Origin of the sequence: Azospirillum sp. BE72 (assembly GCF_031455875.1) — a bacterium.
In the GTDB taxonomy this organism is placed as follows: Bacteria; Pseudomonadota; Alphaproteobacteria; order Azospirillales; family Azospirillaceae; genus Azospirillum.
Window position 1 is genome coordinate 74,124 of the sequence record NZ_JAVDTO010000003.1, and the last position, 22,352, is coordinate 96,475.

Sequence of the window (22,352 nt, forward strand, 5' to 3'; positions counted from 1 at the left end):
CCGTTTTGGGCCTGAACCCGGGATGTGCGCGGAGGATGGCGAGGTGCTGGGGGATCTTTGTGTGATGTTTGCCCTAAAAGTCACGGAATATGCGACAAATTGCGGGCAGTGACATTGAACGCGGATTCCCGGTATCGTAGTGATTGCACTGCAGCATTTCCGCAACAGCATGCGGAGCGAATATTGCGGCTTTCCCCTATTTCTGCAGGAAGCCGTTGAACGGAAGGTGCTTTTCCCGGATTGTTTGGGATAGACACAACTATTCGCCGCCGGAAGAGACGCGGCTACCGCAGCGGCCCGGCCACCCCATATGTCCGGAGCCTGAGCGGAACAAGGATTGATCGAGAGATGCACGAGTACAGCGAGCGGTCGCGCCGCACAGACGAGAACCCCGGCCCCCGGCCTCTGCCGCCGGGCTGCTTCCGGATGCAGCGGCCCATTCGCTTCTCCCACTGCGATCCCGCCGGAATCGTCTATTTCCCGGTCTATTTCGACATGTTCAACGGGACGGTGGAGGACTGGTTCACCCAGGGCCTGGACATCGACTATGCGACGATGATCCTGCAGCGGCGGCTGGGGCTGCCGATCGTGCATGCCGAATGCGATTTCGTGATTCCCAGCCGCATGGGCGACACCCTGACGCTGGGCGTCCTGCTGGAGCGGCTCGGCCGCAGTTCCGTCAAGCTGCGCATCAACGGCGAGCATGAGGGGCAGGTCCGGCTGTCGGGCAGCCTGACGCTGGTCACCACTTCGCTTGACGATTTCGCCGCGGTGCCGATCCCCGACGACATCCGCGCCGCGATGGAGCGCTATCAGGCGGGCTGCGAGGGGTAAGGGGGGCGTTTGCGTTTACCTCCCTCTCCCGGGGCGGGAGAGGGCTTTGCATGCGCCCTGCCCCCCTGTGACGGACTTCCATGGACGACCTCGACCGCCGGCTGATCGACCTGTTGACGGTGAACGCGCGCACCAGCACGGCGGCGCTGGGCCGGGCGCTGGGGCTGTCGCGCTCCACCGTGCAGGACCGCATCGCCCGGCTGGAGCGGCAGGGGGTGATCGCCGGCTATACGGTGAAGCTGGGCGACCCGGCGCCGCGCCGCGGCGTGTCGGCCCTGGTGATGATCAGCGTGAACGCCAAGCTGGCCGACCGCGCCGTCCACGCCCTGCGCAAGATGCCTGAGGTGATCCGGCTGCACAGCATCAGCGGCCAATACGACCTGTGCGCCACCGTCGGCACCGAAACCCATGACGCGATGGACGCGGCGCTCGACACCATCGGCCGCCTGCCGGGGGTGGAGCGGACGATGTCGTCGATCGTGCTGTCGACGAAGATGGAGCGGTAGAAGACGGCGGAGCGGCGGCAGTGCCACCGCTCCACAATGGCCTCAGGCCTTCCCTTCCATCTGGATGACGCGCAGGTTGTTGGTGGTGCCGGCCTGGGCGAAGGGGATGCCGGCGACGACCACCATGGTGCCGGTCTTGCCGGCGAACTCCTCCGCCCGCGCGGTGGCGATGGCGCGGTCGACCATCTCCTCGTAGGTGCGGATGTCGTCCGACAGGATGCTGTGGGCCCCCCACAGCAGGCAGAGCCGGCGCGACACCGCCTTGTCCGGGGTGATCGCCAGGATCGGCACCTCCGGCCGCTTGCGGGCGATGCGGGCCGCGGTGGTGCCGCTGGAGGTGAAGGCGACGATGGCCGAGGAATGCAGGCTGTTGGCCAGATCGGCGGCGGCGGCGGCCACGGCGTGGGGCGGGCTGTGCTCCTCGCCCGGATGGGTCGCCTGGATCAGCGAATGGTAGAGCTTGTGCTGCTCGGTGGAGCGGATGATGCGGTCCATCATCGTCACTGCTTCGACCGGATACTGGCCGGACGCCGATTCGGCCGACAGCATCACCGCGTCGGCGCCGTCATAGATGGCGGTCGCCACGTCCGACGCCTCGGCCCGCGTCGGGGTCGGGGCGGAGACCATCGAGTCCAGCATCTGCGTCGCGACGATCACCGGCTTCACCGCCAGACGGCAGGCGCGCACCAGCTCCTTCTGCCGGCCGGGCACGTCCTCGTGCGGGATTTCGACGCCGAGGTCGCCGCGCGCCACCATCACCGCGTCGGACAGGCGGATGATGTCGTCGATCCGGTCCAGCGCCTGCGGCTTCTCGATCTTCGCCATGATGCCGGCGCGGTCGCCGATCAGGCTGCGCCCCTCGATGATGTCGCCCGGCTTCTGGACGAAGGACATGGCGACCCAGTCCACCCCCAACTCCAGCCCGAAGGCGAGGTCGGCGCGGTCCTTGGCGGTCAGGGGCGACAGGTCGAGCACGGTGCCCGGCAGGTTGACGCCCTTGCGGTTGGAGATGGTGCCGCCGACGACGACACGGGCCTCGATCCAGTCGTCGCCCAGCTCAACCACCTCGACGCGGACCCGGCCGTCGTCGATCAGCAGGTGATGGCCCGGCATGATGGCGGCGAAGATTTCCGGGTGCGGCAGCGGGATGGAGCGCTTGTCGCCCTCGCTGCCCTGCAGGACGAAGCGGATCTGCTCGCCGGTGGCGACGGCGATCTTGCCGTCGCGGATGGTGCCGACGCGGATCTTCGGCCCCTGCAGGTCCTGCAGGATGCCGATGGGACGGCCGACCTCCGCCTCCAGTTCGCGGATGGCGCGGTGGACCTTGGCGTGGTCGTCGTGGGTGCCATGGCTGAAGTTCAGCCGGAAGGTGTCGACGCCGGCCAGGAACAGGGTCTTCAGCATCTCGGGCGAGTTGCTGGCCGGTCCGACGGTGGCGACGATCTTGGCGCGGCGATGACGGCGCATATGGTTCCGGCCGCGGGGGCCGTCCTCTGTTGGCTGGGCCGTCCGGTGCGCCGGCACAAGCGGCGGCCACCTTGGGAGGACGGCGGGGTGACTGGTCCGCAATGCAACAGCCGGGGCGGGCAACCGTTCGGGTGGCGCCTGACGACCGTTCGCGTGCCATACCAAGGTGTCGCCATTGCCGTCGAAAAGCAAGGCGGCTCACGGAGTTAGAGTTCTTCCAATCGTTCGTGGAGGTCCTCGATGGAGCCGATGGGGGCGGGACCGGCCTCTCCGGCCGGCACGTCGGCCGGCATGTCGGTCGGCGATGCGGCAGCCACATGAAGAAAAGGAATATAATCAGTGAACAAATCCCTTAACGCCTTGATTGTCGGCGGCTGAGTCCTCACAGATTTTAACTTTTTCGCATGGGATAAAGGCTGTTTGCAAAATTGTCTTACCCCTTTGGCTGTAATTCCGACCGCCCCATTTGGGACAATCAAGAGTACGGAGCGGTGAGTATATGTGGAGCACAATCGGCATAATCTCGGGAAAATTTTGAAATTATGATACACGCATGCGGAGATCGTGCCATGTGATCGCGTCTATGTCTTTCGAGATCATCTTTCCAAAATCAGAGAAGAGGAAGCATATATTGGCGCTATCAAAGGAAGACTGTTGTATGCGCCGGGAAGCTTGTGACCATGATGGGATATAGTTGCCGAACGTAGCCCATCCCCCTTGACCACCCCTGTGACCGGCCGAGCCAAATTTGCCACAAGCTTCGAGAAAACTTAACCGGATTTGGAAAGGTTTCGTTAACCATTGGAACGCCAGCATGGCTTCAACGAAACGGACATAGGATCGAAGTCATGATCACGACCACCACGCCGAGCAAGATCGTCGTCAACGCCTACGGCCAGTCCGCGGACGGTGTCGCGCCGAATTTCAAGCTGCTGGTGGATGGTCAGGAGGTCGGGACGGCCAATGCGGCGACCGCCTCGTCGAAGGCCTACAGCTTCACTGCCGACCTTGCGGCCAACACGGCGCACAGCGTCCAGGTCGTTTACGACAACGACACCGTGACCGGCGCAAATCGCGACCTCTACGTCCAGTCGATCGAGGTGAACGGCCACACGCTGCAGCCGACCGACGCCATCTACGAACGCTATGACGATGCTGCCCCGGCGCCGACCCAGGCCGGCCAGGAAGCCATGTGGTGGGACGGCGCGCTGACCTTCAGCACCCCCGCCAGCTACTACACCACGGCCCAGAGCGCCGCCCCGGCCGCTCCGACCACCGCCCCGGCCGCCCCGGCCGCCGGCATCGCGCAGAACGTCATCGCCGTGAATGCCGCCGGCACCGCCGCGGCCGGCGAGGGCGCGCACTTCACCGTGCTGGTCGACGGCAAGGAGATCGGCAAGGGGATCGCCGACAGCGCCGACCCCAAGGAATTCAAGTTCACCGCCGATCTGGCCCAGGGCGCGGCCCATTCGGTCGAGGTGAAGTACGACAACGACGCCATGGTCGACGGTGCCGACCGCAATCTGTACGTCCACAGCGTCAGCGTCGACGGCAAGTCCGTTGCGGCGACCGACGATGCCGTGTCGGTCCTGCGTGAAGCCGACGGTGCCGACCTCGGCGCCACCGCCGACCTCTATTGGAACGCCACGCTGACCGCGAAGCTGGATGCCAGCCACTTCAACGCCTCCACCGGCGATGCCGGCGGCGATACCGGCAGCAGCGACGGCGGCAGCACCGACGGCGGCAGCACCGACGGCGGCGGCACCGACAGCGGCAAGGGCGGCAGCGCGGGGGGCAACACGGGCGGCTCCACCGGCAACGGCAGCACGCCGTCGGTCAAGGTGGGCAACGTCACCGTCTCCGATCCGGGCATGGTGCAGAGCCAGAGCAGCGGGTCGATCAACGGCTTCCTGAGCACCAAGGGCAACCAGATCGTCGACGAAAGCGGCAACAACGTCCGCCTGACCGGCGTCAACTGGTTCGGCGGCGAAGGCTACAACTACGTGCCCGCCGGCCTGTGGGCCGACAGCTACCAGGGCCACATCGACAGCATGAAGGGCCTGGGCTTCAACGTCATCCGCCTGACCTGGGCGGACGACATGTTCGACAGCGAGGCCGTCACCAACGGCATCGACTATTCGAAGAACCCGGACCTGAAGGGCCTGACCCGGCTGGAGGTCTATGACAAGGTCATCGATTATGCCGGCAAGGTCGGCATGAAGGTGATCCTCGACCACCACCGCAACGACGGCGGCGCCGGCACCAACGAACACGGGCTGTGGTACACCGACAAGAACCCGGAATCGAAGGTCATCGAAAACTGGAAGATGCTGGCCAAGCACTATGCCGGCAACGAGGCGGTGGTCGGCGCCGACCTGCACAACGAGCCGAGCGTGTCCGCCACCTGGGGCGGCAACGCCGCCACCGACTGGGCCTCGGCCGCCGAGCGCATCGGCAACGCCATCCAGTCCGTCAACAAGGACTGGCTGATGCTGGTCGAAGGCACGGAGTGGAGCAGCACGCTGGCCGGCGTGAAGGATCGTCCCATCGAGTTCGACGTCCCGAACAAGCTGGTCTATTCGCCGCACGCCTACGGCCACAGCGTCGGCAACTTCAGCTGGCTGCAGGACTCCAACTTCCCCAACAACCTGCCGGCCCAGTACGACAGCATGTGGGGCTACATCTACAAGAACAACATCGCGCCCGTGCTGATCGGCGAGTTCGGCGGTCAGATGAACAGCGCCGCCGAGCAGACCTGGGCCAACGCCTTCGTCAAGTACATGAACGGCGACTGGGATCTGGACGGCAAGAGCGACCTGCCGGCCGGCCAGCAGGGCATGAACTGGACCTACTGGGCCTGGACGCCGGAATCGCATGACGTCGGCGGCCTGCTGCAGGACGACTACAAGACCATCGACTCGAGCAAGATGAACATCATCAAGGCGGGTCTGGCGTCCGGCACCGGCAGCTCCGGCACCGTGGCGGGCAGCGACGAGGCGGTCTTCACCGTGCAGCTGGCCAACGCGGTCACCACCGCAACCACCATCGACTATTCGACCGAGGACGGCACGGCCAAGGCCGGGTCGGACTACACCGCCGCCAGCGGCAGCCTGACCTTCCAGCCGGGCGAGACCACCAAGACCGTCACCGTCCACATCAACGGCGACAATTCCGGCAATGAAGGAACGGAGAACTTCCTGCTGAACCTGACCCACGGCAACACCAGCATCGGCGCCGCCACGGGCTACATCACCGACCTAGCGGCGTAAGCTCTCCCACGAGGACAGCACTGCAGCATGGGGCCGATCCACGTCGCCAAAGGCGCGGGTCGGCCCCCGTTGCGTTTTCAGGACTGGCACAATGTGCCGACAGCCGGCCATTCCAGCGCCGGATGGCCGGCCAGCCGGTCGAGCAGGCGGTCCAGCAGGTCCCAGATCGCCTGATCATGGACCCGATGGTGCGTCAGCAGGCCGATGGGCTCATGCGGGTCGCGCCGGCCCTCCCGCCGCTCGCGCAGTTCGCGGCACAGCGTGTCGAGCAAGGCGTCGAGCGGCACCGCCGAGCGGCTGCCGCGCCAGTCGATCAGGTCGAGGTGGGTGTTGATCCAGGCGATGCCACCCCGTTCCCGCGGCGGCGCGCCGAAGGCGGAGACGGCACGGTAGCCGGCGGCGGCCAGCCGGCCGGGCATGTCGGCGGCCATCCGGTTCCAGGGCGGGACGAACAGCGGGAAAAGCCGGTCGCCGAACAGGCCGCGCAGGGCGGACAGGCCGCGTTCGGCCTCCGCCTGCCGGATGTCGGCGGAGCGCTCCGGGCCGAATTCGCATTTCTTGGCTCCCGGGGCGGCATGGTCGGCATGAGCCCAACCATGGACCAGAACGGTCGCATCGGGCTGCTCCGCCAGCGCGTCGACGAGCGAGCGCTCGGCCTCCGCCGGGATGACGGCAAGGCCGAGCGGGATGCCGGACCGCGCGCAGCGGTTCAGCAGCCGGTCGAGCTGCGGGCTGGCGGCCACCGCGTCGTCGTCGCGCAGCCACAGGGCGCAGCGCCGGCCGAGACCGGTCCAGCGGGCCAGTTCGTCGTCCACCGCGCTCCAGTTCGTGGGGCTCCAGCCGCTCATGGTCTTTTCTCCGCCAGCATGGCCTCGACGATCTCCACGCTGCGCGCCGCTCCGGCCAGCGATGCCGGGTCGAGCGGCGGGATGCGCACGCCCAGGATGGACCGCAGGGCGTCTGCGAGGCTGTCGGGGGTGAGGTCCGCCTCGCGCAGCATGGCGATGCCGGGGCGGCGGGCCAGGATGGCGGCGCGGATGGTCTGCTCGACCTCCTTGCCGTCCTCGAACGGGCAGAAAACGCTGGGCACCCCCACCGTCAGGCAGTCGAGCGCGGTGTTGTAGCCGCAGCGCCCGACCGAGGCGGCTGCCCGGCCCAACAGGGCGCGGAAATCGGGGCGCACCGGCTCTACCACCAGCCGTTCCGCCGGGGCAATCGCGCGCAGCCTGTCGGCCAGCGCTGCGTCGCCCTTCGCCACCAGCAGGCGCCAGCGCTGCGGCAGGGCGGCGGATGCGGCGCAAAAGGCGGCGGCCTCGAAGACCGGGCGGCCGACCGGGCCGCCGCCTGCCGTGACCAGGATCTCGCCCTGCCCGTCCGCTCCGCCATCGGCAGCGGCCGGCGGCGGGACAGCGAAGCCGGTGTAGCGCAGCAGCGGACGCATCGCCGGGGTCAGCGGCCAACTGTCCTCCAGCGGCACCACGGCGGGGTCGGAATGGACCAGCACGCCATCGTAGAAGCCGAGCAGGCGGCGCTCCGTCTCCGCCACCCGCGCCGGCTTGGAGGGCGGGGCCAGGATGTCGCGGACGGAGGCGAGCGTCAGCGGCGGGGCCGGCAGGCTGCGGGCGCTCTCCAGCAGGGCGTCGAACTCGGCGGCGAGCGCGCGGCGGCCGAACGGGAACAGTTCGGTGAGCAGCACGTCGGGGCGGAGGCTGTCGAGCAGGCCGGTCAGCATCGCCCGCCTTGCGGCAAAGGTTTCGGCATCGGCGGGACGCCCGCCGGCGGTCAGCAGCGTGGCGAAATCGGCGCCGTCGCTCGCCAGAGCCGGCAGTTGGTGCAGGGTGGCTCCGCCGCTGCCGAGATGGGGGGCCGGGCGCCCGCCGCTGACGACATCGACGCTCCAGCCGCGGGCGGCGAAGGCCTCCGCCAGGGCCAGCGCGCGGCTGAGATGACCGGTGCCGAGAAGGTGGGTGACGGCGATCAGGAGCTTCACGACAGGCGCTCCCCCTCGCGGTTGCCGGTCGGGCGCAGGGTGCCGTCATTGGCGAGCGTCATGGTGTAGAGGCGGTCGCGCTTCACCGGCACCGGCGGCGGTCCGCGGAAGTCCCAGCCCCAGGCGAGCGCCAGGGCGACGCGCATCACGCCGATGTGGGTGACGACGAGGTGGGGGGGATGGTTGGCGTCGGAAACGTTCTGAAACTCCTTCTCCCCCCCGGGGAGAAGGTTGGGATGAGGGGGTTCGGCGGAGCCGAAGAGATCCTCGCCGTGCGTCCCCCTCACCCTAACCCTCTCCCCGGGGGGGAGAGGGGATTTCAGCCATCCCGTCAGGCGCTCGCGCACGTCGGCCGGGCTTTCGCCGCCGGGTGGGCGGAAGTCCCAGCCCCAACCTTCGATGTCGCGATAGCCGCTGTCGGGATCGGCGCGCAGGTCGTGGCCGCGCTGGCCTTCCCAGGCGCCCCAGTCCATTTCGATCAGGCGGGAATCGGTTCGGACGGGGCGGCCCTTGCCGAGGAGGCTTGCGGTTTCGACGGCGCGCGAGAGGGGGCTGGCGTGCAGGGTGGCGTCGCGCCAAGCCTCGGGCAAGGTCAGGTCGGCGAGGCGGGCGCGGCCTTCGGGGTCGAGGGGGATGTCGGTGCGGCCCTGGATGCGGCCTTCACGGTTCCAGGCGGTGACGCCGTGGCGCAGGAAGGCGAGGCGGATCATGCCGGCACCTGTTTGGGCAGCGCGGTCAGCAGGCCGCGCAGACGCGCGGCGGCCGCGGTCAGGCCGTGATGCGCCTCGACGTAAGCGCGGGCGGTTCGGCCGAGGGATCGCAGGGCTGGCAGATCGGCCAGAAGCTGGGCCAGCGCGGCGGCGAAGTCCTGTGGCATCGGGCCGGTCAGCCGTCCGCCGACGCCGTCGCGGATGACGGTGCCGGTGCCGGCATTGTCGATGGCGAGCACGGGGAGCCCATGGGCCTGCGCCTCCAGATAGACCATGCCGAAGGCCTCGTTCAGGCCGGGCCAGACCAGCAGGTCGGCAGCGCGGTAATGGCCGGCGAGATCCGCGGAAGCGCTGGCGCCGAGGAGCCGCACGCGCGGACCGAAGGGGGCGAACAGGGCCGACACCTCCGCCGCCGCCGGGCCGTCGCCGACGATGTCGAGCGCCCAGGGATGGGCGGCGACGATGCCGAGGGACTCGGCCAGCAGCCGGTAGGAGGCGAGCTTGTCGCCCGGCCGCATCATGGCGACGGTCAGCAGGCGGGGCGGCGAGCCCGGCGCCCTGCGGTCGGCGGTGTTTGGTTCCGGGGTGGGCGGCAGGTCGAGGAAGGGAGCCAGCATCGCCACGCGCTGGCCGGGCGGGCCATAGGCCTCCACCGCCTGGCGGTCGCGGGCGCTGACGCAGAGCACGAGGTCCGCCGCCTCGATGGCGGCTTCGGCGGCGGCGGCGAAAGCGGCCCAGGGGCCGGTCAGGCGCTTGCGGGCGCGGGTCGCCTCCACGACGACATAGGGGATGCCAAGGCTGCGGGCGATGTGCGGCCCGATCAGGTCGGGCGCCTTGTAATAGACATGGTAGCTCAGCCACAGCGACGGACGCCGTTCCGGTGCAGCGGCGTAGAGGGACAGCAGGCGCTCGCGCTCGGCGCCGGCGGCGGCCTGAAGATGTGCCTGTAGCGCGGCATCGCCGCTGCCGTCATAGACGCGCAGGCTGCTCGCCACCTCCACCGGGCCGGTCGCCTCCAGCGCGCGCAGGATCAGCCGCGCCATCTGGCGGTCGCCGGAGGGGATTGGGTGGTCGACCGGCTTCAGCGGGGCATGGAAGGCGATGCGCGGCAGGGATGGGGCGCTCACGCCGCGGCCTCCTCCAGCCGGCGGACGAGGCGGTCGATGCCGGCGGTCATGCCGAACTCGGCGCGCAGGCGGTCATGGGCGGCATCGCCCAGCCGCAGGCGCAGCGCCGGGCCGGTGGCCAGCCGTTCCAGCGCGGCGGCGATGGCGGGCGGGGTGCCGTCGGTCAGCAGGCCGTGGGTGCCGTCGGCGATGAATTCGGGGATGGCCGACACTGCGGTGGACAGGATGGCAAGGCGCTGGCTCGCCGCCTCCATCAGCACGTTGGGCAGGCCGTCGCGGTCGCCGTCGCCGGCCACCACGCTGGTCAGCACGAACAGGTCGGCGCGGCGCAGCGCCTCGATCACCGTCGCCTGGTCCTGCGCGCCGCGCCAATCGATGCGGTCCGACAGCCCCAGACGGTCGGCCTGCGCGCGCAGAGACTGCTTCAGGTCGCCGGAGCCGATATGGACCAGCCGCCAGTGCAGATCGTCCGGCAGCGTCGCCAGGGCGTCGAGCAGCCGGTCGTAGCCCTTCTTCTCCACCAGCCGGCCGACCGACAGGATCTCCACGGCGCGGTCGGGGGCGGAGCCGTCGCGATCCAGTGCATCCGTGCGGTCCGGCGGGGCGGGAAAGCGGCCGAGGTCCAGCCCGTGATAGACGAGGTCGATGCGCGCGGGATCGGCCGCCAGCCCGCGCAGATGCGCCGCCCCCACTGCGGTGCAGGTGACGCCGAAGCGGGCGTCGGCCAGCTTTTCGCGCTTCTCCCACTCCGGCGTGGTCCAGATATCCTTGGCGTGGGCGGAAAAGCCCCAGCCGATGCCGCGGATCGCCGCGGCATAGCGTCCGACCGAAGCCGGGGTGTGCAGGAAATGGACGTAGACGAAGGGGACATCCGCCGGCAGCTCCGCCGCCAGCACCAGCGCCTGCCCGAAGCGGCGGCCCCGGTTGGCGGTGCGGTCGCGCCCCAGGTCGCGCAGCCAGCCCAGCGCCGTGCGGGCCAGCCCGGCCGGATGGCGGAGGATCAGCCGGCCGAGCGCGCGCAGCACCCGCCGCGGCTCGTCGCGCAGATATTCCGGCAGGTAATGGACCGGTGCGGTGATGCGGTCGTGCAGGGCGTGGCGGCGGCTGTCGGTGGGATGGCGCAGCGACCAGATCGCCAGATCGACGCCGCGCTCCTGCAGGGCGAGGATTTCCTGCGCTATGAAGGTTTCCGACAGGCGGGGGTATCCCTTCACCACCACGGCGATCTTCAACGGCGAACGGGTCGGCACGGCATTCGGAAGCACGCCGGACGGCGCGCGGCCGTCCTTCTCCACTCCATTGGTCATGCGCGCTTGCCCATCGCCGCGCGGGACAGGCGTTGCGCCGCCCGGCGGATCGGGGTGACGGGGGTGGCGCGGGCCGCCACCGAGTCCGCCTCCAGCACCTCGCGCGTCAACTCGACGATGCGGTCCAGCCCGCCGAGCAGGCCCGGCAGCGGGCTGGCGGAGGGCGGCGGCTGGGCGGGCAGCGCGCGGATGGCGTCGGCCATCGCCCGCGGGTCGCCGCAGTCGCGGTCGCTGTCCAGCGTGCGCAGCAGGCCCAGCGCTTCCGCCGCCTCGGCCCGGATGCGCTGTTCCAGCCGCGGGCGGGTGCGCGGGGCCAGGACCGACGGCTTGTCGAAGGACAGGATCTCGCAGAAGGTGTTGTAGCCGCCCATCGCCACCACGCCGACGGCGCCGGCATAGAGGTCTTCCATGCGGGAATGGAAGTTGATGGTCTGCACCCTGCCCTTCAGCCGGCGGATGCGGGTGGCGAACTCCTGGCGGCGGGCATCCTCCAGGAAGGGGCCGTAGACGATCAGGGCGTTGGGGGCGAGATCCGGATCGCTCTCGTAGGCGGCGATGGTCCAGTCGACCAGGGCCGCCCCGTCGCCGCCGCCGCCGGGCGTCACCAGCACATAGGGCGCCGCCATCAGGCTGTCCCCGGCCTGGGCGGCACCGCCGCCCTCCGACGGCTCCCGCCGCAGGTAGCCGGTGTAGCGCACCCGCGCCGCCACCTCCGGCGGCAGGTCGAGGCCGTCGAGCGGACGGTAGACCTGCGGCAGGCCGTAGACCCAGAGCTGGTCGTAATAGCGCTCCACGGCGGCCACCGCCTCCTTGCGCTCCCACTCCGGCTGCAGCGCCTCGGGCGCGTCCAGCACGTCGCGCAGGCCCAGCACCACGCGGGTGTTGCCGCCGGCCCGCATCTCCTCCAGCGCCGGCAGGAATTCGCCGTGCAGGCCGGTCGGCTCCTTGTCGACGATGGCCAGCGTCGGGCGGAAGGCGCGGGCGGTGGCGCGGATGATCTCCGCCCGGATGGCGGCGGTCTCCTCGATCGGCAGGCCCAGGTTGCGGGCGGTGTAGCCGCCGTCCGGCTGCTTCACCACGCCCGGCAGGCGCACATGGTCGACCCGCTCCGGGAAATCGAAGCGGCCGGCGACGGGCGAACCGGTGAGAATCAGCGCGGAGGCGTCGGGAAAGGCCGACACCAGGGCTTGGGCAATCGTCCGCGATCGCCGCAGATGCCCCAGCCCGAAGGTGTCGTGGCTGTACAGCAGGATGCGCGGCGATGTCCGGTCGGGGTGGATGGACCGAAAGGGGGCCAGGGGCTGGTGCATGCTCGGACACTCCGCTTCAGCAAGGAGTCGGAACCGAAAAGCCGTAGCAGATCAAATCGTTATGCTCGTCTGAGGACCGGCTTGGCCCCGTTGGTTGCGCGTCTGGTCCAGATGCCGGCGGCAGCGCTCCAGCCTGGATAGAACCCCTCACATGGATTTCGCCGCGCATCAAGCCGACTTCCGGCCGAGCGGCGACAACCCACCTATGCGGTATGACATAGGAATAACGGCGGCGCCTGAGGCGTCCCGCGGCCGCCGGGGAAAGGGCTCAATCGCCATGATACGGATCCAGGGCGTCACGCAGTCCGTCGCCGAAGAAGTTGAAGGACAAGACTACCAGGATCACCGGCAGCATCGGCAATGACACCCATGGATAGGTTTCCACGGCCATCAAATTCTGGGCGTCGTTCAGCATCACCCCCCAGCTGGTCGCCGGCGGGCGCAGGCCCAGCCCCAGGAAGGACAGCGCCGTCTCGCCCAGGATCATCGCGGGAATCGACAGGGTGGCGCTGGCCAGAAGATGGCTGGCGAAGTTTGGCAGCAGGTGGCGGCGGATGATCCGCGCCGGGCTTGCCCCCATCAGCTCCGCCGCCATGACGAAATCCTCCTCGCGCAGCGCCAGGAAGCGGGAGCGCACGGCGCGGGCCAGCGACGGCCAGTCGAGCAGGCCGAGGATGACGGAGATGCAGAGGAACACCGTCACCGGGCTCCATTGCGCCGGCACCGCGGCGGAGAGCGCCAGCCACAGCGGCAGCTCCGGCAGGGATTTCAGGATTTCCGACAGGCGCTGCACCCCGGCATCGATCCAGCCGCCGAAATACCCCGCCATGCCGCCCAGCGTGACGCCGATGGCGAAGGACACGGCGATGCCCAGCAGGCCGACGGTCAGCGACAGCTGCGCCCCGATGGCCAGCCGCGACAGCATGTCCCGGCCCAGCCGGTCGGTGCCCAGCAGATGCAGCGTCGCCCCCGGCGGCGGGCAGACCAGCCGCATCTGCATCTCCACCAGCCCCAGGAAGCGGTAGGGCTTGCCGGGGCAGAAGAACGCCAGCGGCATCGGCCGGCTTTCGTCCGCCTCGTAGCGCCAGCGATAGTCCTTCAGATCGGGCTGTCCGGTGGTCGGGTAGACGAAGGGGCCGATGAAGCGGCCCTCGTGGAACAGGTGGACGCCCTGAGGCGGGGCGTAGAGATGTTCCACGTCGCGTTCGTTGGCGCCGTAGGGAACCAGGAAATCGACGAAGGGCAGGCTGAGATAGGACAGCCCGAGGAACAGCGCGCCCAGCACCGCCAGCCGGTGGCGCAGGAACCGCCGCAGCATCAGCCGCCCGGTCGAGGCGCCCGGATCGAAGCGGGTCGCCGGTCCGTCCGGCGCCGCCGGATCGGGATAGGGCCGGCTGTCGACGTAATGGTCCCAGCCGCCGTTCTTGCCAGGGTCTTCGGCGCCCGGATCTTTCATATCCGGGCCCTTCATGATTGCGCCTTCCTTGCCTTGCCCAGCCTGATGCGGGGATCGAGCAGCGCCAGCGCGATGTCGGAGATCAGCATGCCGACCAGCACCAGCAGCGAGATGAACATCAGGATGAAGCCCGACAGGAAGATGTCCTGCGCCCGCAGCGCCTCCAGCAGCGCCGGGCCGATGGTGGGCAGGCTGAGCACCACCGAGATCAGCACCGACCCCGACACCAGAGACGGCAGCAGCGAGCCGATGTCGGAGACGAAGGGGTTCAGCGCCATGCGCAGCGGATAGCGGGTCAGCCGGCGCAGCGGCGGCACGCCCTTGGCCTTGGCGGTGACGACATAGGGCTTGCCCAGCTCGTCCAGCAGGTTGGCGCGCAGGCGCCGCACCATGGCGGCGGTGCCGGACAGGCCGATGACGACGGTGGGCACGATCAGGTGCTGCAGGACCGAGCCGGCCTTGGCCCAGCTCATCGGCTGGTTCTCGTATTGGGCGTCCACCAGCCCGCCGATCGGCAGGCCCAGCCATTTCTGGCCGTAATAGAGCAGGATCAGCGCCAGCAGGAAGTTCGGCGTCGCCAAGCCGATATAGCCGATGGTCGCGGCCAGGTAATCGACCCAGCTGTTGGCCCGGATCGCCGCCAGCGCCCCCAGCGGGAAGGAGACCAGATAGACGAACAGCACGGCGGCGACGTTGAGGATGACGGTGAACCACAGGGTCTCGCCCACCACCTCCGCCACCGGCTTGTTGAACTCGAACGACCAGCCGAGGTCGCCCTGCAGCAGGCCGTTGAAGCCGTTAGGTCCCGGCCAGACGCCGATCCAGACCAGATATTGCTCGGGCAGCGGCCGGTCCAGCGCGTATTCGCGGCGCAGGAACTCAGCCTTCGCCAGACCGGCCTCCTGGCCGGTGGCGCGCAGCTCGGCGATCTGGTTGGACAGATAGTCGCCGGGCGGCAGGTTGATGACGATGAAGATCACGATCGACACCACGATCAGCGTCGGGATCATCACCAGCAGCCGGTGCAGGATGAAGCGCAGCATGGGCGGTCATTCCCCCCTGCGGTGGATGCCGGCCGGCTCCGGATCGGCCGGGCGGGCGTCGGCGAAATAGAACTCGTCGGGCCGGTAGATGCCGAGATAGGCGCCGGGATCCCACAGCCACAGCCCCTTGTCCGGCACGTTGCGCAGGCGGTTGGCCACGGCGATCGGCTGCGGCGTCTTCGACACCACGCCGATGGCGAAGATCTGGTCGGCATGGATGTCGAGCATCGCCGACCACAGGGCGCGCCGTTCGATCTCGTCGGTGGTGTGGCGCCAGCGGCGGGCGAAGTCCATCAGCTCCTGCGCGACCGGCATGTCGATGGGCTCGCCGGCGCTGCCGGAGGTCTGGTAATGCTGCCCCCATTTCGGCCAGCTGAAATTCTCCTGGGTCATCGGGGCCAGTTCCTCCGGACTGCTGTCGGGATCGGGGACGCCGTTGTCCCAGCCGCCCCACACCGCCATCATCGTCTGTCCGGCATAGACGCGGTTGCGCAGCACGTCGCGGTCCACCGTGCGCACCAGCAGCCGGACGCCGATGTCGCGCCAGGTCTCCGCGATGATCTGCAGGGCATCGGCGACCTCCGACTTCTCTCCCGCCGATTCGACGATCACTTCCAGCGGGCGGCCGTCGGGCAGGTCGCGGTACAGCTCGCCGCGCTGGCGCTTCAGCCCGATCTCGTCGAGCAGCGCCGCGGCCCGTTTGGGGTCGTAGCCGGTCCAGACGCCGGTGCGTTCCGGCTTGTAGAGCGGGCTTCCCGGCAGCACGTCCACGCCGCTTTCGCGTGCCAGCCCGAAGAAGAGCGAGCGGTTGATGATCCGCCGGTCGATGCCCATCGACAGGGCGCGGCGGAAGCGGGGATCGCGCAGCAGGCCGCGCCAGACCGGGTCGTTGTAGTTCAGGTTGGGATAGAGCGCGATCTCCGCCGCCTTGCCCTCCGGCCACAGCAGGGTGCGGTAGTTGCCGCCCCCCTCCCCCGCCACCAGCACCGGCACCTGGGAGAAGGTCAGCCCTTCGGCCTGGAGGTCGGCCTTGCCGGTGGCGACCTGCGCCGGGATCAGCCCGCCGGCCATCACCGTCACGTCCAGCCCGTCGGCGTAGGGCAGCTGCATGCCGCGCGTGTCGAAGCGGTGGTAATAGGGGTTGCGCTGGAACAGCAGATGGCTGCCGGTCCCCTTCGACATCGCCATCCAGGGCTGGAGGGTCGGTTCGTCCGGATTCTCCATGCGGAACATGTCGTCGCGGGCGTTGTGCAGGGCCGCCCAGTTGCGGACCTTGTACTTGGCGATCAGCGGCGCCAGCTCCGCCTCGCCGGTGTAGCGGGCGTGGAAGCGCTTCAGGTAATGGGCCGGCCGGTAGATGAAGGGCGGCCGGGCGGCGGCGAGCGTGGGCAGGAAATAGGGGTTCGGCTCCTCCCAGCGGAAGCGGGCGGTGACCGCGTCGGGGAAGCTGACCTGCGGCGGCTTGCCGTCCACCAGCATGAAGCGCGGCGGGCCGGACGGCGACAGCATCGGATCGTTGGCGATGTCCTCCCACCAGTAGCGGATGTCGTCGCTGGTGAAGGGGGCGCCGTCGGACCAGCGGTGGCCGGCCCGCAGGGTCAGGGTGAAGTCTCGCCCGTCGACGACGGTCACGTCCTTCAGGATGTCGGGCACCAGCTCCCGCTTCTCGTTGTAGCCGACCAGCCGGGCATAGCCGTAGAGCACGGCGATGCGGCTGTTGCGCCGCTGGGTGATGAAGGTGCGGATCCAGCCGCCGGAACGGCCGAGGTCGCGTCCCTTCGCTGTCGGATCGACGATCAGCGGCTCTTCCGGCATGCGCTGGCGGACGGGGGGAAGCAGGCCGTAGGTGACCTCGTCGCGCAGGAGCGCCGGTTCCTGCGGGGTGAAGGCGGCGGCGGGAACGGCGAGCAGGAGGGTGAGGAGGAGACCTGCGAAGCCCACGGGCTTTTTCCCTCTCCCCCCCGGGGAGAGGGTCAGGGTGAGGGGGATGCATTGCAGGATCTTTGCAAGCATACCGCCGCGCGTCCCCCTCACCCACCCCGCCGCAAAGCGGCGGGGCCCCCCCCTCTCCCCGGGGGGGAGAGGATGAAAGTCTCCGGTGATGGGAAAGCGCTTGATCATGCCGCCCGCCTCGCGAGATGGCCCCTCACGAAATGGCCGGGCGCGGCTTCCACCAGCGGGGGCGGGGCGCCGTCGGGGGTGGGGCGGAAGGGTTCGGGCCACAGGTCGGGGGTGCCGGCGCCGAGCGCCACGGTGGCGATGTCGATCGGACGGCTGACGTCCGGTTCGGGCGAGGCGGCGATCAGCGCGCGGGTGTAGGGATGCAGCGGGGCGGAGAACAGGACGGCGGGCGGCGCCTGCTCCATCACCCGGCCGGCGCGCATCACCGCGACCCGGTCGGCCAGCCGCGCCACCACCGCCAGATCGTGCGAGATGAACATCAGGCTGAGGCCGAGCCGCCGCTTGATCGATTCCAGCAGGTCGAGAACCTGCGCCTGAACCGACACGTCGAGTGCCGAGGTCGGTTCGTCGCAGATCAGCAGCTGCGGATCGAGGGCGAGCGCGCGGGCGATGCCGATGCGCTGGCGCTGGCCGCCGGAGAAGGCGTGGGGATAGCGGCAGGCCCAGGCGGGGTCGAGCCCGACCTGCGCCATCAGCGCCCGCACCCGCTCGCGCCCCTCGCCGCGGCCGCAGACGCCGTGGATCGCCAGCGGCTCCGCGATGATCTCGCCGACGCTCATGCGGGGACTGAGGGAGGCATAGGGATCCTGGAACACCATCTGGGCACGGCGGCGGTAGGCGGTCAGCTCCGGCCCCGCGGCGGAAAGGAGGTCGAGCGGCGGCTCCCCGGCGGTCGGCCGGAACAGCAGGCGGCCGCCGGGGTCGGGCCGCTCCGCCAGCATCGCAAGCCGCGCCATCGTCGTCTTGCCTGATCCTGACTCGCCGACGATGGCCAGCGTCTCCCCCCGGCGCACGGACAGGTCGATGCCGGCCAGCGCCCGCACGCGGGTGGAGCCGCGTTCATAGGTCTTGGCGACGCCGTGGAACTCAAGGATGGCGTCCTCCACGCCCGAGGCGGGAAGCGCGCAGGTCATCTCGGGAATCGAGGGGGCGGCGGCCATCAGCTTGCGGGTGTAGCCGTGCAGCGGACGGCCCAGCACGTCGGCGCAGCAGCCGGACTCCATCACCCGGCCGGCGCGCATCACCACCACGGCGTCGGCCATGTTGGCGACCACGCCCAAGTCGTGGGTGACCAGCAGCACGGCCATGCCGGTCTCGGCCTGCAGTTCCTTGATCAGCGCCAGCACCTGGGCCTGCAGCGTGACGTCCAGCGCCGTGGTGGGCTCGTCGGCGATCAGCAGTTGCGGACGCGCCACCATCGCCATGGCGATCATCGCCCGCTGGCGCAGGCCGCCCGACAGCTGGAACGGATAGGAGCGGAAGGCGCGCAGCGGATCGGGGAAGCCCACCCGCTCGAACATGGCGAGGCACTGGTCGCGGGCGCTCCGGCGGTTGCAGTGGCCATGCAGCCGCAGCACCTCCATCGTCTGGTCGCCGATGCTGTGGAGCGGCGACAGCGCGCTCATCGGTTCCTGGAAGATCATCGAGATGCGGCTGCCGCGGATGTCGCGCAGGCCCGATCGCGGCAGGCGCAGCAGATCGACCGCCTCCGGCTCCCGGCCGAACAGGATGGAGCCGCCGGTCACCTCCGCCCCGCGCGGCAGGATGTCCAGGATGCTGCGGCAGGTCAGCGTCTTGCCGGACCCGGATTCGCCGACCAGCGCCACGCTCTGCCCCGCCCCGACCGAGAAGCCGACGCCGTCGACGACCGGACGGTCGACCGGCGCATTGCGGAAACGGATCGTCAGGCCCTCGACCTTCAGCATCGTGCCGGCCCCATTTCAGCTGTTCTCAAGGCAATTGCGCTTGGGAGTGAGGGCGCTGTCCTCCCTCTCCCCCCCGCTCTCGCGCAAACTTCGTTTGCGCTGACGCGACAGGCGGACCAGAGGTCCGCCGAAAGCGGGGAGAGGGTCGGGGTGAGGGGGGAGCAGTGCGTGGCTCCGCAGGAATCCTCGCGGCGCTTCCCCCTCACCCTAACCCTCTCCCCGGGGGGGAGAGGGGATTCCTCTCGCCCCTGCCTCATCGCGTTCATTCCATCATGGTTGCGTTGCGGATTGACTGTTGTCGGCCGTCGCTGGCGTCGAGCCGGCCGGTCCCTCGCTGGTCAGGCGCTTGCCGATCTGCTGGATCACCCGCATCGGCAGGTCCGGCACCGAGGGCAGAAGCCGCAGCATCGCCGCGCCGTCGAGCCGCAGCAGCCGCAGGTCGGTGCGCGCCCGGATGGTGGAGAAGCGGCGGACGCCGGCCAGCAACTCCACCTCGCCGATCACCTCCGGCGGCTTGATGTAGGCGATGTGCAGCGGCGGCTGGTTGTCGGGCATAAGCCGCACCAGCTCCGCCTCCCCTTCCGCCAGGACGAAGACGAATTCCGACTGCTCGCCGCTGCGGTAGATGAAGTCGCCGGCCGATACCGCCCGCCATTCCGACGCCGCCAGCATGCGGCGCAGCACCGTTTCCGGCAGGTCGGAGAAGACGGGGGAGCGCGACAGCAGGCGCAGGGCCGGCTCGTCGGTCCCCTCCCCTTCCCCAGGCATCGTGTCCTCCTGCTGGTCGGCGCCGTTCTGGCCACGCCGGACCAGCCGGCCGTCCTCCAGGTCGTAGATCGCATCGAAGGCCGGGTTGTCGGTGATCCGTTCCTCCAGCACGATCATCGTCATGGTCGGCAGGAGTTCCTTCATGCGCAGGAAGATGCGCAGCCTCTCATCCGGGTCGTAGCTGTTGAGCGCCTGATAGATCACGAAGATGTCGGGCTTCTTCATCAGGCCGCGGATCAGCTGCACCCGCTGGCGCACGCTGATCGGCAGCAGCGAGCCGCCGATGCCGACCTCGCCCAGCGCCACCAGGATCAGCACGAAGGCCCGCGCGTCGGTCCGCTCCAGCGCCTCGTCCACCAAGGCCCGCAGCTGGGTGATCGCGCGGGGATCCTCCGTGGTGATGCGGCCGAACAGCAGGTTGTCCATCACGTTCAGGCGCGGGTGGTAGAGGTCCGGGTCGAAGATGGCGACCTTGTCGCGCAGGTCTTGCGGCATGTCGTCCAGCAAGCGGCGGCGGATCGCCATGATCGCCTCGCGCTCCGGCTGCGGGGCGAAGTCCATGCCGTCGCGCTTGGGCACGATCATCAGGAACATGGTGGCGAACAGCAGCGTGTCCGCCTCCTGGTGGCGGCGCTGGGGCCGCTCGGACCGGCGCTTCAGGCGGGTGACCGCCTCCACCAGCTCCTCGAACAGGGAGTCGTCGATGTGCGGGTAGCGCATGATCATGACGTCGCCGTCGTCGCTGTCGCGATAGACGCTCACCACCCGCATGGCGAAGCGCCGGCCCAGACGCACCGCGGAGTCCCACAGCCCGTGCGCCTCCATCAGGGCGCGGATGGTGGGGTCGCTCACCATGCGGGCGACGGTCAGCCGCTTGCCGTCCGGCAGGCCGAACAGCAGGTTCTCCGCCAGGCTGGCATAGGGGTTGAAGCGGTCGCGGTCGAAGCGGGCCAGAAGCTTGTCCATCCCGCGTTCGCCGATGGCGTCGCGCAGCCAGTGGCGGGCGCGCAGAAGCGGTTGGGCGACGAAGGGATAATCGTCGGGGTCGAACACCTCGCGCAGGCCGCGCTGGTAGACGGCGCTCTCGCCGCCGGTCGCCGCCAGACACTGCATGAACCAGGGCCGCAGGCTGGCCCAGTCGGTCGCGCCGATCATGGCGAAATCGGTCCAGATGCCCTCCATGCTGTCGGCGGAGTTGCCGGACGCCTCGGCCTCCACGATCTCGCGCCGGCGGGCGGGGCTCATCGTTTCCGGATCGTCGGGCGGCGGGCGATGGCGCAGTCCATAGGTGATGTTCTGCATCATGCTGCCGGTGAACATGCGCGGTTCCGGACTGGCATAGGCCATGCGGCGCCCCAGCAGGTCGAGCGGCAGCTGGTCCAGCGTCTGGTCGCCGATGGTGATGCGGCCGGAGGTCGGCGGCGACAGGCGCACCAGCACCTCGGCCAGACGGCGCAGCGCCAGCGCGTTGGTGCCGGCGATGCCGACCAGCGCGCCCGGCGGCACTTCCAGCGACAGCCGCTGCAGCATGCGGTCGCCGTATTCGTTGGCCCAGGTCACCGCCTCCAGCCGCATCGGGGCCTTCAGGTCGGCAGGCGTGGCGGGCGTCGACGGGGTCCACTCGAACAGGAAGGGCGGAGAGAACTGGTCGGCGATCTGCTCGTACTTGATCTGGGCGTCGATCATGTTCTGGTAATAGTCGAGCAGCTCCTTCCAGGGGGCGGTCAGGTCCTTGAAGGCCGACAGCGCCGCGACCAGCGCGCCGATGGTCAGGTCGCCGTGCAGGACCAGGTAACCGCCGATCGAGAACAGGAAGAAGGGGGTGATCTGGTTGATGAAGTTGTTCAGGAATTTTACGAAATACTTGCGCTTGTAGATCTCCAGCCTGATCCAGTAGATGCTGCCGAGATACTGCGAGAATTCGGCCAGCACGTAGCGGATGGTGCCGTTGACGCGGACCTCGCGGACATTCTCCACGCTTTCGCCGATGCGTTCGGACAGCTGCCGGACCTTGCGCACCCGCTCCTTCCCCAGCAGCTTCACCTTGATCTGCAATTTGGGGATGATGTAGGCCTGCACCGGAATCAGCGCGATGGACACCAGCCCGATGGTCGGCTGCTGGATGAACAGGAACAGCAGGATCGTCAGCATCGTGCCGCCCTGGTAGAGCGGCTGGGCGAAGGAGTCGCCGATGAATCCCGCCAGCGGTTCGGTTTCCGACGCGACGGTGGAGATCAGCTCTCCCTGGCTGACCTTGGAGAAATGCGGCAGCGGGAAGCGCAGCATGCGGTCCAGCAGCATGAAGCGCAGCCGCCGCACCTGCCGTTCGCCGACCACCCCCTTGAAGGTGTTGATGCGCATCTTGAAGGCGCCGTTGGCGAGCACCAGCGCCAGGAAGGTGAAGCACAGCACCAGCAGGTAGGTCACCGGACCCATGGTGACGCCCAGGATCTCGCGCACCGGCTGGGGATCGGACAAGGCCCGGTTGATGATGATCTTCGGCAGTTCCAGCGATGCGTAGAGCACCGGGAACGAGGCGATCGTCAACAGGGCGAGCAGGATCTGCTGTCGGCCGCTGTGCTTCCAAATGAACTGAAAAATATTGCGGTCCATCAAAGGCCTTCAGCGTCGCGACCGTCATCCGTCCCGGCGAAGCCCGGCATGGGTGCCGGGAGCCT

15 protein-coding genes are annotated in these 22,352 nt (G+C 69.1%); 3 read left to right on the top strand and 12 right to left on the bottom strand.

What is annotated here, in order from left to right:
* The first annotated feature begins 348 nt into the window (after positions 1-348).
* Both J2Y49_RS11885 and J2Y49_RS11890 read left to right on the top strand, forming a co-directional pair.
* Entirely contained in the window at positions 349-834 is a 486-nt protein-coding gene (locus tag J2Y49_RS11885; RefSeq protein ID WP_310115054.1) for a thioesterase family protein, read from the top strand.
* 80 nt (positions 835-914) lie between these two features.
* Entirely contained in the window at positions 915-1,340 is a 426-nt protein-coding gene (locus J2Y49_RS11890) for an Lrp/AsnC family transcriptional regulator (protein ID WP_149222766.1), read from the top strand.
* 42 nt (positions 1,341-1,382) lie between these two features.
* Here J2Y49_RS11890 and pyk read toward each other — a convergent pair whose 3' ends face one another.
* Positions 1,383-2,807, bottom strand: a complete 1,425-nt coding sequence (pyk, locus tag J2Y49_RS11895) for a pyruvate kinase (protein WP_310115055.1) — start codon at positions 2,805-2,807, stop codon at positions 1,383-1,385.
* Between the two features lie 848 nt (positions 2,808-3,655).
* Here pyk and J2Y49_RS11900 point away from each other — a divergent pair.
* Positions 3,656-6,076, top strand: coding sequence for a cellulase family glycosylhydrolase (locus J2Y49_RS11900; protein ID WP_310115056.1), 2,421 nt, complete (start codon positions 3,656-3,658; stop codon positions 6,074-6,076).
* 77 nt (positions 6,077-6,153) lie between these two features.
* On the opposite strand, the gene J2Y49_RS11905 is transcribed toward J2Y49_RS11900, so the two are convergent.
* The 11 genes from J2Y49_RS11905 to J2Y49_RS11955 all read right to left on the bottom strand — a co-directional run bounded on the left by J2Y49_RS11905 (position 6,154) and on the right by J2Y49_RS11955 (position 22,287).
* Positions 6,154-6,924 (bottom strand): polysaccharide deacetylase family protein, encoded by a 771-nt coding sequence (locus J2Y49_RS11905; RefSeq protein ID WP_310115057.1) that lies wholly within the window; start codon positions 6,922-6,924, stop codon positions 6,154-6,156.
* Positions 6,921-8,066, bottom strand: a complete 1,146-nt coding sequence (locus J2Y49_RS11910; RefSeq protein ID WP_310115058.1) for a glycosyltransferase — start codon at positions 8,064-8,066, stop codon at positions 6,921-6,923. Before J2Y49_RS11910 ends, J2Y49_RS11905 begins: the two co-directional genes overlap by 4 nt.
* Positions 8,063-8,776, bottom strand: coding sequence for a histidine phosphatase family protein (locus J2Y49_RS11915; RefSeq protein ID WP_310115059.1), 714 nt, complete (start codon positions 8,774-8,776; stop codon positions 8,063-8,065). Before J2Y49_RS11915 ends, J2Y49_RS11910 begins: the two co-directional genes overlap by 4 nt.
* Positions 8,773-9,903: a glycosyltransferase family 4 protein gene (locus J2Y49_RS11920; protein ID WP_310115060.1), complete on the bottom strand. Its 1,131-nt coding sequence runs from the start codon at positions 9,901-9,903 to the stop codon at positions 8,773-8,775. The genes J2Y49_RS11915 and J2Y49_RS11920 overlap by 4 nt, the downstream gene beginning before the upstream one ends.
* Entirely contained in the window at positions 9,900-11,210 is a 1,311-nt protein-coding gene (locus J2Y49_RS11925) for a glycosyltransferase (protein ID WP_310115061.1), read from the bottom strand. The genes J2Y49_RS11920 and J2Y49_RS11925 overlap by 4 nt, the downstream gene beginning before the upstream one ends.
* Complete coding sequence (locus tag J2Y49_RS11930; RefSeq protein ID WP_310115062.1) at positions 11,207-12,520, bottom strand: hypothetical protein; 1,314 nt, start codon at positions 12,518-12,520, stop codon at positions 11,207-11,209. The genes J2Y49_RS11925 and J2Y49_RS11930 overlap by 4 nt, the downstream gene beginning before the upstream one ends.
* 268 nt (positions 12,521-12,788) lie before the next feature.
* Entirely contained in the window at positions 12,789-13,991 is a 1,203-nt protein-coding gene (locus tag J2Y49_RS11935; RefSeq protein ID WP_310115063.1) for an ABC transporter permease, read from the bottom strand.
* Complete coding sequence (locus J2Y49_RS11940) at positions 13,988-15,019, bottom strand: ABC transporter permease (RefSeq protein WP_310115064.1); 1,032 nt, start codon at positions 15,017-15,019, stop codon at positions 13,988-13,990. The genes J2Y49_RS11935 and J2Y49_RS11940 overlap by 4 nt, the downstream gene beginning before the upstream one ends.
* A gap of 6 nt (positions 15,020-15,025) precedes the next feature.
* The gene (locus J2Y49_RS11945) at positions 15,026-16,960 is read right to left on the bottom strand and encodes an ABC transporter substrate-binding protein (protein ID WP_310115065.1); all 1,935 of its coding nucleotides are present in this window, start codon (positions 16,958-16,960) and stop codon (positions 15,026-15,028) included.
* Between the two features lie 176 nt (positions 16,961-17,136).
* On the bottom strand, positions 17,137-18,906 hold the full coding sequence (locus J2Y49_RS11950; RefSeq protein WP_310115066.1) for an ABC transporter ATP-binding protein: 1,770 nt from the start codon (positions 18,904-18,906) through the stop codon (positions 17,137-17,139).
* 270 nt (positions 18,907-19,176) lie between these two features.
* Positions 19,177-22,287 (bottom strand): ABC transporter transmembrane domain-containing protein, encoded by a 3,111-nt coding sequence (locus J2Y49_RS11955; RefSeq protein ID WP_310115067.1) that lies wholly within the window; start codon positions 22,285-22,287, stop codon positions 19,177-19,179.
* Between the last annotated feature and the right edge of the window lie 65 nt (positions 22,288-22,352).

Bases quoted from the DNA above. Each gene is read 5' to 3' on its own strand.
- J2Y49_RS11885 (WP_310115054.1), top strand. From the start codon at position 349: ATGCACGAGTACAGCGAGCGGTCGCGCCGCACAGACGAGAACCCCGGC.
- J2Y49_RS11890 (WP_149222766.1), top strand. From the start codon at position 915: ATGGACGACCTCGACCGCCGGCTGATCGACCTGTTGACGGTGAACGCG.
- pyk (WP_310115055.1), bottom strand. From the start codon at position 2,807: ATGCGCCGTCATCGCCGCGCCAAGATCGTCGCCACCGTCGGACCGGCC.
- J2Y49_RS11900 (WP_310115056.1), top strand. From the start codon at position 3,656: ATGATCACGACCACCACGCCGAGCAAGATCGTCGTCAACGCCTACGGC.
- J2Y49_RS11905 (WP_310115057.1), bottom strand. From the start codon at position 6,924: ATGAGCGGCTGGAGCCCCACGAACTGGAGCGCGGTGGACGACGAACTG.
- J2Y49_RS11915 (WP_310115059.1), bottom strand. From the start codon at position 8,776: ATGATCCGCCTCGCCTTCCTGCGCCACGGCGTCACCGCCTGGAACCGT.
- J2Y49_RS11925 (WP_310115061.1), bottom strand. From the start codon at position 11,210: ATGACCAATGGAGTGGAGAAGGACGGCCGCGCGCCGTCCGGCGTGCTT.
- J2Y49_RS11930 (WP_310115062.1), bottom strand. From the start codon at position 12,520: ATGCACCAGCCCCTGGCCCCCTTTCGGTCCATCCACCCCGACCGGACA.
- J2Y49_RS11935 (WP_310115063.1), bottom strand. From the start codon at position 13,991: ATGAAGGGCCCGGATATGAAAGATCCGGGCGCCGAAGACCCTGGCAAG.
- J2Y49_RS11940 (WP_310115064.1), bottom strand. From the start codon at position 15,019: ATGCTGCGCTTCATCCTGCACCGGCTGCTGGTGATGATCCCGACGCTG.
- J2Y49_RS11950 (WP_310115066.1), bottom strand. From the start codon at position 18,906: ATGCTGAAGGTCGAGGGCCTGACGATCCGTTTCCGCAATGCGCCGGTC.
- J2Y49_RS11955 (WP_310115067.1), bottom strand. From the start codon at position 22,287: ATGGACCGCAATATTTTTCAGTTCATTTGGAAGCACAGCGGCCGACAG.